Consider the following 10,618-nt stretch of genomic DNA (forward strand, 5'->3'; position numbering starts at 1 on the left):
TCCACCGACTCCCATGGCCGACCACGCTCATAACCTGCGCGCCAGCGCAGCAGCGGGTCGGCCTTTTGGCGTTATTACCCGCGGCACCACCAACTACAACCGCCTGCGGCGCTGCGATCGGTGGATGGTGGCGCACCCGGAGATTTCGGCGCTGCTGCGCCATGTGCGCACCCCGCTCGCCCTCGACGTGGGCTATGGCGCCTCCCATACCACCACCGTGGAGTGGGCGCGGTGGCTGCGCCGCATCAATCCCCGCGTGGATGTGCGCGGGCTAGAAATCCACCCGGACAGGGTGCTGCCGCCGCGCGATGGCGTGCGCTTTGAGCTGGGCGGATTTGAGCTCGCGGGCTACCGGCCGCAGGTAGTGCGCGCCTTTAATGTCCTGCGCCAATACGACGTGGACCAGGTTGCGGAGGCCTGGCAGACGGTGTGCTCGCGCTTGGCACCTGGCGGGTTCTTTGTGGAGGGCACCTGCGATGAGCTGGGGCGACGCGCGGCGTGGGTCCTGCTCGATCAGCATGGGCCGAAGACGCTGACGCTCGCGTGGGATCCCTTCGACGTGGCCCGCCCCTCCGATGTGGCCGAGCGCCTGCCCAAGGTGCTCATCCACCGCAACGTGCCCGGCGAGCCCATCCACGAGCTCCTGCAGGCCGCCGATAGGGCTTGGGATCGCGCCGCCGGGTGGGCCCCGCACGGCCCGCGGGTGCGGTGGCGCATGGCGCAGGCCCTGCTTGCCGATGCCCCCTTCAACCTCCACCCTCCCCGCCGCCGGCTGCGCGATAATACGCTCACTGTGAGCTGGGAGAGCATCGCGCCCCGCTAATATCCAGCACACATTGCCACCGGCCGCCTCATGCGCCACACTGGTAGTCATGGCTGCAAAGAAATCGGGCGGATCGCTCGCTTGGAAAATTGTCGTAGGCGTCCTCGTAGCGCTGCTTGTTTTAATCCTCATCGCCGAGTTTGGCCTGCGCTGGTTCATTGGTAATCAGATGACCGAGGAGTTTAAAAATAGCGCCAAAGAAGAAGGCATCGAGGTCACGGAGGATCCCTCGGTAAGCTTTGGCGGCAGCCCCCTCCTCTTTGGGCTTATGCGCGGCTCGATTTCCCAGATGGATATGACCACGCCCTCGACCCTGCAGATCGAAGGATCTCAGATCAAGGGCCAACCCGCCTCTGAAATCCACGTGGAAGACATGTCCACGGATGCAGATAACCCCGTGGCCGGCTTCCTCCGCGCCACCACCACCGTTCCGGATGATTACCTGCTGGCGAGCTTCCAGAAGGGAATCTCGGACCAATCCGGCAGCGAAACCATTGGGAATATGGTGGTCACTGAAATCACCGCGAATGACCAAAGAGACGAGCTGGAGGTGAAATTCGGCGGCGGCTTGGCCAGCCTTTCGCTCAAGCCCACCGCCCGTGACGGCAAGCTGGAGATCAATGCCACCGAGGCCGCCATCTTTGGCCTCTCCCTGCCAGAGCAAGCCACCAGCGCCATTTCTGATGCCTTGCAGGACGGCATGTCTGAGCAGCTCGTTGCCAATGACATGCAGGTCGAATCCGTGGACGTGGGCGATGGCAAGCTCACGCTGACCATCACCGGCACCGATGTCCCGATGAACGATATGGACCACTTCTCCGCCGAGAGCGGCGAGCAGAAGAAGGCCGCCTAACAGCGCCGTCCTAGGGCGGGGTCGGCCGCAGAAGCGGCCGACCTAGGGAGTGGCGGCTTAGGGCGCGACTTAGGCGGCGGGAAATTCCACGACGGGCAGTGAGCTGGACAGCTCGCTGCCTTTTTCTATGACGAGCTTGTGAAATCCCGCCTGGGCGGCGGCGGTTTCCGCGAGGGACCGCGCCGGTTCCGCCTCCGGCAGGATGAGGCCCACGCGGGCCGGGTCTGGGCAGGCCTCGCGGATGGCGACGAGCTCGGAGAGGATGGGGGTGGCATCGGCAAGCGTGGCGTCCACGCTGACCCACACCTCGTCCGCGCCGGACTGGATGGCCAGGCGGGCCTCAGAGGCCTTGATGAGCGTGTGGTGCCGGCCGGTGGGATAGCCCGCCACGGCGGTAATGCCCGCCGGCTCTGCTGCAGCCGCCACCGTCACGTGGTGCGGCGAGACCAGCACATGCTGCCCGGCGGACTGCTCCCTGACTTCGGCGGCGGAAGCGTGCAGGAGATTTTTCATGCTTAGTAGCTGTAGTCGCCGTTGATGATGGCCTTGAGCTGCGGGCGCACGTCAAACCAGTAGATGCCGGTGATGACCGTGCCAATCCACGCCAAAAATTGCAGGCCGGTAGCCATCGCCACCGCCGAGCCCGCAAGCAGGCCTACCCATACCCATTTACCTTTGCGGTCGCCGGCCCGAAACGCATCCTCGCGCGTCGATGCCGCGAGTACGGCCCCGATGATGGCGGTAATGGTCAGGACCTGGAAGAAGTAGATGGGAAACTTATAGGCAATGTCAAGTAAGAGGTACATGCAGATTAATTCGTGGGTTCGTCGGTATCGATAACTTCGCCATCGATAATATTATCGTCCTTGTCCGCAGCAGCGGAATTACCGTTCTTGGGCGCGTTCTTCTTCTCGTTCACGCGTTCCTGGGCATAGTCATACGCTTCCTTCACGCCCTCGCGGGTTTCCTGGTACGCATCCGCAAACTTATCCTTCGCCGCAGAGAAAGCCTCCGAGTCGCGGGTTTCTTCCGCAGCCTTCTTAATGGACGCACCCCACTGCTTAGCGGTGTTAGTAGCCTTATCCAGCATGCCGTCCTTATCACCCTGTGGGTCCTGCGCACCCGTGCCCTGCGCGCCCTGGTTCTCGCGCTCTTCCTGCAGGCGGCCACCGAAGTCCTTGGCGGTATTTAGCGCGGACGCGCCAGCTTCCTTCAGGGAATCAAAAAGCTTCTTCTTCTCAGTCATGAAATCCTCCGTGTGATGGTTTAGTCCGGTGCATTAAGCGCCGAAAATGAGATGATTAACAGCATATATGGCCAAGCCTGCCAGGGAGCCGACGATCGTGCCGTTAAGGCGAATAAATTGCAGATCCTTGCCCACCATCAGCTCGATATTCTGCGAGGCCTCCTGCGCATCCCAGCGCTTAATGGTCTCCGGAATGATCGCGATGATCTCCGGGGCGAATTTCTCCACCGCATAGCGCGCGGCCTTGTCCACGAGGTCATTGGCTTGGGCCAAGAACTCGGAATCCTCGAGCAAACGGTGCGCTAGTTCCTTCACCTTGGCCATCATCTTCTGCCGCAGGAAAGACTCCGGATCATTGAATTGATCAATCAACGTGGTAGAAATCGTGCGCCACATCGCTGCCGGCGCCTGTTGCACTTGATCGGAGGCGAGCATCTCTTGCTTGATGTTCTCAATGCGCTCGCGCATATCCGCATCCCATTGCAGGTCCGCAGCCAGCTTGGATAGGTTGCGGCGAATGGCCAGGCGGGCCTCATGGTTGCCATCGCGGCGGACCTCGTCGGCGAAACTAACGAGCTCGCTATAGACCTTGTCCCCCACCATCTCGCGGGCAAAGCGCGGCGCCCACCCAGGCATGCGCTCATCGATGGCCGTGACCACCGTCGATTCCATGCCAAGAATCTTCTTGTGTGCCCAATCAATGAGGTCATCCTCCAGCGGACGCGCTTTGCCGTCCGCGATATAGCCCTCCAGCAACCGGCCCAATGGCGGCCCCCACTCGGGCTCAGCCAGGCGGTCCATGACCTGGGTGCGGATGAACTGCTCCGCCTCAGCCGGGTCGAGGTCCTCCACCACGCTGGCGGCGCGCTGGCCAATCCATTCGGAGACCTCCTCCGCCTTACCGGGTTCTGCCCCCTGGCGCGCCAGCCACAGCGGCAGCTCCGCATCCCGCACCTTGGCACTCAGCGCATCCGCGGTGAGGAAGTTCTCCTCCACGAAGTCACTCAACGCATCACCCACGCGGTCCTTATTATTCGGGATCAGCGCCGTGTGTGGGATGGGCAGGCCCATCGGCCGGCGGAACAGTGCGGTCACCGCGAACCAGTCCGCCAGGCCACCGACCATGCCAGCTTCCGCCGCCGCACGCACGTAGCCGACCCACACCGGCGCCCCGCTTTCCGATGCCTGCCACCACGAGCATCCCAAAAAGATCACCGCCGCCAGCAAAAGCAGCGACAGCGCAATCGCCTTCCACCGCCGCAGGTCCGCCCGGCGCGCCTCCTGGTTGCCGGCCTGCGGCACACCGGTGCCTGACGATGCCGGCTCCCTAGCCGTATCGAGCTCTGCGTCCGAGCGGTGCGTCATGTGTTCTCCTTGGGGATTGTGAAGGTGCATGTGAGCTTCGGTCTATAACACTAGTGGGCATTGCGGGGGCGCAAGGTAGCTGGCTTGGCTAAAATCGATCTTTAGCTTTAATGAGAACAAAAAGCTGCCTGCAGAGCGCTATTCCTAAAACCGGTGGAGCAAGCACTGCGTAATGCTTTCAACGAGGTGAAGTGTTCCAGGTTTTGTTCCGTTTGAGTAGATGGGAAAATCTGGAATATGCCAAGAAAGTTTGACCAGGATGCGAAGGACCGTGTGGTCCGTCTTGTAGAGGACCGCATCTTGGCGGAAAATATGTCGATGTACCCCGTGTGCCAGGCAGTAGCTCCAAAGTTGGGGGTTTCATGGCACACGGCTTGTCAATGGACTTCAGCCTGCTCGCCGTACGGGAAACACCCCAGAACCTGTTCCTGAAGATTTGGCCGCCGAAAACGCGAGGCTACGCCGTGAAAATCACCAGCTTCGAGATACCAACGAGTTGCTGAAGGCTGCGTCAGCTTTTTCGCCTCACGACCAGGCCCCAAGCCTCGGTTATGATCCGGTTCATCGATAAATACCGGAATCATTTCTCTGTCGAGTTCATCTGCATCGGCGTTAAAAGAATAACCGGGCTGGTGGGTTCATCACCTTGCGTGGTTATCGCCAGTCCAAAGCCCGTGGGTTAAGCGCTCGTCGCCTTCGTGACGGTTGTTCTAGTTGAACGCATTAGTGCTGTTCATCGGGATAATGACGGTGTCTTAGGCGTGCGGACAATGTGGCATGCGCTTCACCGTGACGGAATAGATATCGGTCGTGAACAAACCGCCCGGCTGATGCGCCTGGCCGGTGTTTCTGGCACAGGCACAGGCGGATCACCAATCACAACGCGCTCACCTCAACGTGCCGGATCTGCGCCCGGATGTGGTCGAGCGTGAATTCAAAGCCCAAGGCCTTAAACACGCTGTGGGTGGCCGACATTACCTACGTGCGCACGAAGAAAGGCTTTGTGTACACCGCGTTTGTCACTGACGTTTACTCCCGGCGGATCGTCGGATGGGCATTATCGGACTCGATGCGCACCGAGGCATTGCCGCTGCAAGCACTCAACCAAGCGATTGTGAGTGCGAAGGAAACAACAGGCCTTATTCACCATTCGGATCACGGCTTAGAGTATGTCAGCGTTGTCTACAACGAGCGCCTTTCCTAACACGGGATCACTGCTTCTACTGGGACTGTCGGTGACTCCTACGACAATGCTCTAGCTGAAAACGTTAACGGCCCCTCACAAGAGGTGAGCTGATCCATACTCGCAGGTGGAATGACGTTGTCGAGGTAGAAATCGCCACGTTTGAGTGGGTGTCATGGTGGAACGAGGTAAGGCTCCACCGAAGCCTGGGATATCGAACCCCGGCCGAGGTGGAAACCGAATTGTGGAAGAAGAACCCGCAACAGGGAATAATAGAAATCAAGGCAAATGCCTAGGAACAAAGCTCGGGACACTTCACTCCTCATTCTAAACGGGCTGGATACCAAATGTCCGTCATACCGAGACCAGGTTCTATTAAAAACCGAATGCCCCTATGCTTGCCTTATGCAAGCGTTTCTTTCTTGGCTCACGTCTCAGAGTGGCGTCTCGTTGTTGGTTGCCGTTATAACCCTAGTTGGAGTGCTAGTTACGACCTGGTGGAATAACAAGGCAGCAGACAAGCGGCGCCGTGCAGACCAAGCGACAGCCGACCAACGGCGTAAGGACGATCAAGCGGCCGAGGACGCTAGACGTAAAGCTGACGATGACCGACGTGAGCGGGAACGGCTGGAACAACTACAACGTGAGGATTGGGCACGACAGCGAAAGGCGGTAGCCGAGTGTACGGGCTCAATTTTCACGGCAGCGCAAAGCGTGCATGACACCATAATTCAGGTGCAGCGGGATAATTCCATGATGCCGTTCAATAGGGTGCTAGCGGAAAAGGCAATGGCACTTGGCCGGTTCTATCGTGAAGCCACAGCGCTCCTTAACCAATGTGACCTTGAGGTAATTCAACCGGACGTTAGCAACCAGATTGCAAAGGTCTGGGCCTGTATCGAACATGATCAAAAGGAACTAGACGGCAACGGGGAATCTCGCCCCGATGAGGCATGGCTCGCCGTGGTCAAGAAGCTGCAACCACTTAGCGACCAAACGCTAAAAGAATTGCGGGAGCTAACAATTCTGGCACGCTTGTCGTTACTTGAACATCCCCAGCACATGGATGAGTAACCCATAAATCTGTCTGTCGATAACGCCTGCTAACAGCAAAACCTAGGACAATTCAGTTCGAGATGAGTTTTTCATAGTTAGAAAACAACAGCTCCTGGCGCTGGCGCTCCGTGGTGAGCTTGCGGGGAGCACCAAACGCTTTATCTACTTCCCGATCGAGTCCATCGTGCGCCTTTAGCAGTTCGGGTGCCATAGCGAGCGGGTTATAGTGCTCGGCTAGTGAGCGTTCTGGGTGCAGTGCACGGGCGTCGAGCACCCTCTGGCCCGCTTTAATGATTCGCTGCCGAGTCTTCTCGTCCAATTCCGGAACGGGGAAGGTGTTCCATGTAAGCGTGCCTGAAAAACTCAAATCAGATTTGAGCTGCCCGCCGATGGAGCGCTGCCAACCGATGAACATCGACGAAGACGCTAGAGCAAAAAGGAAACCATCTTTGTCTTCGACTGCGTACACTCTATTACTGCAAATGACTTCTTTAGGTAGATAATCAACTGTGTAGAAACGGCGGTTAGTCGAAACCACAATTGGAATACATAAGTAGTCAGTTTGCGGTTGGCGGATTTGCACAAACAGATGTGGGAAAGCCTCTGCTCTCTTGGTCGCTGTTTGCTTCGCAGCACGTCTCATGCCGCGAACTAAGTCCAAACGTTTCTTTAGCTCAGCTGATTTAGAAATATCGTTTGGGTCAAGATCGGTAAGCCACAGACACCATCGCTTGGTGCCACGTACTAATTCAGCCCCAGCAACGAACGGTCGAAGGTATTTACTCAGAATCGGATCGTCGTCTAGCTCAGGAAACTCTTCTCGAGTGACCATTAAGTGGCCACCCTCTCGCGGCTCAGAGCCATTTGTAATAGCAGGAAGTACGGGAGAAATTGGCTGGCGTCGAGACTCTACAAGAATCCAAGCTCCGTCCACTAAGTATCCGTTAATTTGCCTGTTCACAGGAACATTTCTCGGTTCTCCCTTCCCGTTCTCATACTCCCAAAGCTGAGGTACGACTTGGGGTTCCCGAGTAAAACCAACGATGACACAATGAACCGCAGCCTTTCCGGGAGCTTCCGAATCCCATACGAATGACCGATGGGCAAATTTTATTGACCACTGTTTCTTACGCAACGGGCCAAATAGCAATGGGACTTGAACCCCCTGGACGATTGAATTCGTAGCAACAAAAGCGAACTCACCAGTACGTAGAGACAATACATCGGCCGCTTTAGCAAACCAGCCCGTAACCAAGTCAAGGAGTCCGGACGGTTCTGGACTCCATGCGCGTTCGAGCTCCAACTTCTGCGACTTAGACATAGTTCGAGCTCCAGAAAAAGGTGGATTACCGAAAATAAAAGTCTTTGCAGCCGAGCTGGGAAGTGTTTTTGCCCAGTCGAGGGACAAAGCGTTGCCATGAAGAATGTGGGCGGTAATCTTAATCGGTAAACGCTCAGGAGGCCTACCCACCGCGTTCGCAAGCTCTTTATTTGCCTGGTGGTCAACCAAGAACATTGCGGTTTCGGCAATCTTTGCAGGCCACCAATTCAGCTCAAAGCCGTAGAACTGCCCAATGGAGAGCTTCTGCTCCCATTCAATATTCAATGACATGCCGGTTTCGCCGCGACGCTGACGGATTGCGACAATCACGTCCGTTTCAATCCGGCGCAATTCCCGGTATGCCAGCAGGAGGAAGTTGCCAGAGCCGCAGGCTGGGTCACAGAAGATCAGCTCGGAGAGGGAGTCACGGAAGCGCTCCAGCGCAGCCACCGACGTCGATGGAGAAGACACCAGTTTGTCTACCTCAGCTCGAAGTTCGTCTAGGAAAAGCGGGCCAATCGTCTTCATAATGTTGGCCTTAGACGTGTAGTGCTCGCCGTCGCCGCGGCGAGCTTCCTTCGATTTAACCAACTGGAACAAGGAGCCAAAGACGGAGACGTCAATCGTCGACCAATCAAAGTCACAAGCAGCAAGCAAGGCTTCGCGCATTTGGTAGTCGAAGTACTCCGAGGCCAACGGCTCGGCAAACAAAGCACCATTGACATAAGGGAACTTCGCTAACGTCAACGGCAAACGCTTTGGCCGCTTCTCCGGGGCGGTATTAAGCACGCTAAATAATTCATTGAGCTGTGGGCCAAGTGATTCCGGGGTGGTTTCATTGCGCACAAAGTCCGCAAACAAATGCGGGGTATCCCATAATCCCGAGTCATCACCGAAAAGAAGGAAAAGAATTCGGGTGAGGTAGATAGAAGTGCGCATAACGCGCTCGTCTTCTTCCTCCGGAGTGGTGGGTGCTTCATCGCCTACAGCTTCATCTACCTCGTCGCCGTTCATCGCGCGGAAGAGTTCCACCATCAGGCGAGAAGCTTCTAATGAAGCTTTTTCTTCCTCACGGTAGGCACTAGTTTCATAGTCGGCGAGGAACGCGAGTTGTTCGATGTGCTCGTCAATCTCATCCAATGGGAACGTGATGTCCCAAGCTGCGTTATCGCCTACATACTCGCGGTTAAGGTGAGTAACCCGCAGGGTCTCGAAGTTGGAGCAGACAACATACGCCGGCAACTGCGAGTTCGGGATGGTACCGCCCAGCAGGTAATCGAGGGCCTGAGCGTGGGCGTCGTCGAGCGGTACTCCAAGGGACTTGGCCTCACCAATGACTTTGCCAGGCATGAACATGTCGATCTTTCCAGTACGCCCCGTCGAGGCGCGTTTAGCACTGCGCTGGTACAGGTACAGGTCGCGGGCGTTAACTCCAAAGCAATCGAGAAGGTCGCCCCAGAATTGTTGATCGTGACTCGACTCGGTCGCAGGCCGGTTTTCCGCCCTCCACTGCTCAATGTGGTCAAGCCACCGAAGTTTGAATTCGGTGAGGTTGTGGCGAATAGTAGCTCGATCAAAAACAGTCGGAGAGGCCATGACCATTAAGCATATATGCCCGAGCACCCTTCGTTGGCTATGCGCGCGGTTTAGATTCCTTCGTGGGCCTGTCCCCAAAATGTAGACGCATCGAGAGGTCAGGCACGGGCTTGGCTTCAGCTCTGAGTAATTAGGCCACGCCTCCCCAGAGCTGTGTGGGCATAGGGCGACGCTGGGGAGGCACCGACAAGGGCACAGGCTCCTCCCCTTTTACGTCTCCCTCAGAGTGTAGGGTGAATGCCAGAAAAGCTATTTACTGGGATGCCCAGCGCGCACGGCAATTGCCATCTGGAGAAAGCATAATCGGTTGCGTCCGCTAGTGTGGTGTATCTGTAACCCGTGGTAAGCCTCATGCCGTTGCACAAGGAATTAATTGCCCGGAGAAATCAATAACCTCGGCGATTTACTCCTACTTTCGTAGTGCAGGGATCGTTCCGAGACTTTCAAGGTAAAGACTAGCATTTCCATAATGGGAATCCAGGGTCGACCATACAACGAGGCTTGACCCACGCCGGGAATGGGGGCCGATCACCAGTGGGACTGCTTTAAGCAAAATATGTGACGGCCTTGCGCAGGATGTCACATTCTTCGCGCAGTTGTGCTTTTTCTTTTTCTAACTGGCGGATCCGCTCGGCATCATTCGCCGCTTGGGCTTTATCCTGCATGGCTTTTATGCGGGCACGTTTACCGGTGCCGTACTTCTTGACCCATGAATGCAGCGACGCACGGTTGATACCGAGCTCTGCTGATGCTGAGTTCAGCGAAAGGCCCTCATTGTTCTCATAGAGGGCCACGGCATCGCGTTTGAACTGTTCGGAGTATCTGGACATGGTGGTAGAGTACCAATCTTGCCAACGCGACTGGGCTGCATATCAGGTGTCCGCCAAACAGGGGCCAGTGAAAGCTGAGCAGATCCGGGGTGTGGGGCAGCTGGGGCATCGGAAAGCGCATGCTCCTTGAGTTCAGAGGGTCGTTGCAACACTTTCCCCTTTAGGAGGGTGTTGTTGTGCCTGGAGTTGTTGGCCCGTTTCATTCGTTGTCTGAGTCGGATCGTCGTGGCTTGGTGGCCATGGTTGGCAGTGGGCGTAGCGTTCGCTCGGCTGCTGGTGAGCTTGGCTGTCATTACGTGCATGCTTTGAATTTTTGCCATGCTCATGGATTGCCAGTCATACATA

General features: G+C 57.0%; 12 protein-coding genes and 1 pseudogene. 7 read left to right on the plus strand and 6 right to left on the minus strand.

Annotated elements, in window-relative coordinates:
- Positions 1–13 precede the first annotated feature (13 nt).
- Both ABRP84_RS08760 and ABRP84_RS08765 read left to right on the plus strand, forming a co-directional pair.
- Positions 14–823, plus strand: coding sequence for a class I SAM-dependent methyltransferase (locus ABRP84_RS08760; protein ID WP_349853394.1), 810 nt, complete (start codon positions 14–16; stop codon positions 821–823).
- 49 nt (positions 824–872) lie between these two features.
- The gene (locus tag ABRP84_RS08765; protein WP_349853395.1) at positions 873–1,676 is read left to right on the plus strand and encodes an LmeA family phospholipid-binding protein; all 804 of its coding nucleotides are present in this window, start codon (positions 873–875) and stop codon (positions 1,674–1,676) included.
- Between the two features lie 69 nt (positions 1,677–1,745).
- Here the strand turns inward: ABRP84_RS08765 and ABRP84_RS08770 are convergent, their stop codons facing one another.
- Genes ABRP84_RS08770 through ABRP84_RS08785 form a run of 4 tightly spaced genes read right to left on the minus strand, consistent with a single transcriptional unit; the run spans position 1,746 to position 4,287 of the window.
- Positions 1,746–2,189 carry a deoxyribose-phosphate aldolase gene (locus ABRP84_RS08770; protein ID WP_349853396.1) on the minus strand — a complete coding sequence of 148 codons (444 nt, stop codon included), beginning with the start codon at positions 2,187–2,189 and terminating at the stop codon, positions 1,746–1,748.
- Positions 2,190–2,191: 2 nt separating this feature from the next.
- Positions 2,192–2,482 carry a DUF2516 family protein gene (locus tag ABRP84_RS08775; protein WP_005280977.1) on the minus strand — a complete coding sequence of 97 codons (291 nt, stop codon included), beginning with the start codon at positions 2,480–2,482 and terminating at the stop codon, positions 2,192–2,194.
- A 5-nt stretch (positions 2,483–2,487) separates the two neighbouring features.
- Positions 2,488–2,922: a CGLAU_01105 family protein gene (locus ABRP84_RS08780; protein ID WP_349853397.1), complete on the minus strand. Its 435-nt coding sequence runs from the start codon at positions 2,920–2,922 to the stop codon at positions 2,488–2,490.
- Positions 2,923–2,955: 33 nt separating this feature from the next.
- Positions 2,956–4,287: a DUF445 domain-containing protein gene (locus tag ABRP84_RS08785; protein WP_349853398.1), complete on the minus strand. Its 1,332-nt coding sequence runs from the start codon at positions 4,285–4,287 to the stop codon at positions 2,956–2,958.
- A 212-nt stretch (positions 4,288–4,499) separates the two neighbouring features.
- Here ABRP84_RS08785 and ABRP84_RS08790 point away from each other — a divergent pair.
- From ABRP84_RS08790 to ABRP84_RS08810, 5 genes and pseudogenes are all read left to right on the plus strand, one after another.
- Positions 4,500–4,719, plus strand: a pseudogene (locus ABRP84_RS08790) (hypothetical protein).
- 338 nt (positions 4,720–5,057) lie between these two features.
- A complete protein-coding gene (locus ABRP84_RS08795) occupies positions 5,058–5,219 on the plus strand; it encodes a hypothetical protein (RefSeq protein ID WP_349853399.1) in 162 nt (53 codons plus the stop codon).
- Positions 5,216–5,491 (plus strand): DDE-type integrase/transposase/recombinase, encoded by a 276-nt coding sequence (locus tag ABRP84_RS08800; protein ID WP_349853400.1) that lies wholly within the window; start codon positions 5,216–5,218, stop codon positions 5,489–5,491. Before ABRP84_RS08795 ends, ABRP84_RS08800 begins: the two co-directional genes overlap by 4 nt.
- Before the next feature lie 92 nt (positions 5,492–5,583).
- Positions 5,584–5,766 carry an integrase core domain-containing protein gene (locus ABRP84_RS08805; protein ID WP_349853405.1) on the plus strand — a complete coding sequence of 61 codons (183 nt, stop codon included), beginning with the start codon at positions 5,584–5,586 and terminating at the stop codon, positions 5,764–5,766.
- Between the two features lie 109 nt (positions 5,767–5,875).
- On the plus strand, positions 5,876–6,544 hold the full coding sequence (locus tag ABRP84_RS08810; protein ID WP_349853401.1) for a hypothetical protein: 669 nt from the start codon (positions 5,876–5,878) through the stop codon (positions 6,542–6,544).
- A 52-nt stretch (positions 6,545–6,596) separates the two neighbouring features.
- Here ABRP84_RS08810 and ABRP84_RS08815 read toward each other — a convergent pair whose 3' ends face one another.
- Positions 6,597–9,443, minus strand: a complete 2,847-nt coding sequence (locus tag ABRP84_RS08815) for a DNA methyltransferase (protein WP_349853403.1) — start codon at positions 9,441–9,443, stop codon at positions 6,597–6,599.
- A gap of 545 nt (positions 9,444–9,988) precedes the next feature.
- Positions 9,989–10,273, minus strand: coding sequence for a transposase (locus tag ABRP84_RS08820; RefSeq protein WP_237791596.1), 285 nt, complete (start codon positions 10,271–10,273; stop codon positions 9,989–9,991).
- Positions 10,274–10,618: the final 345 nt, after the last annotated feature.

The sequence above is a fragment of the Corynebacterium sp. KPL2861 genome (assembly GCF_040225475.1).
Classification (GTDB): domain Bacteria; phylum Actinomycetota; class Actinomycetes; order Mycobacteriales; family Mycobacteriaceae; genus Corynebacterium.

Bases quoted from the DNA above. Each gene is read 5' to 3' on its own strand.
- ABRP84_RS08815 (WP_349853403.1), bottom strand. From the start codon at position 9,443: ATGGCCTCTCCGACTGTTTTTGATCGAGCTACTATTCGCCACAACCTC.
- ABRP84_RS08770 (WP_349853396.1), bottom strand. From the start codon at position 2,189: ATGAAAAATCTCCTGCACGCTTCCGCCGCCGAAGTCAGGGAGCAGTCC.
- ABRP84_RS08810 (WP_349853401.1), top strand. From the start codon at position 5,876: ATGCAAGCGTTTCTTTCTTGGCTCACGTCTCAGAGTGGCGTCTCGTTG.
- ABRP84_RS08765 (WP_349853395.1), top strand. From the start codon at position 873: ATGGCTGCAAAGAAATCGGGCGGATCGCTCGCTTGGAAAATTGTCGTA.
- ABRP84_RS08780 (WP_349853397.1), bottom strand. From the start codon at position 2,922: ATGACTGAGAAGAAGAAGCTTTTTGATTCCCTGAAGGAAGCTGGCGCG.
- ABRP84_RS08820 (WP_237791596.1), bottom strand. From the start codon at position 10,273: ATGTCCAGATACTCCGAACAGTTCAAACGCGATGCCGTGGCCCTCTAT.
- ABRP84_RS08760 (WP_349853394.1), top strand. From the start codon at position 14: ATGGCCGACCACGCTCATAACCTGCGCGCCAGCGCAGCAGCGGGTCGG.
- ABRP84_RS08795 (WP_349853399.1), top strand. From the start codon at position 5,058: ATGTGGCATGCGCTTCACCGTGACGGAATAGATATCGGTCGTGAACAA.
- ABRP84_RS08775 (WP_005280977.1), bottom strand. From the start codon at position 2,482: ATGTACCTCTTACTTGACATTGCCTATAAGTTTCCCATCTACTTCTTC.
- ABRP84_RS08785 (WP_349853398.1), bottom strand. From the start codon at position 4,287: ATGACGCACCGCTCGGACGCAGAGCTCGATACGGCTAGGGAGCCGGCA.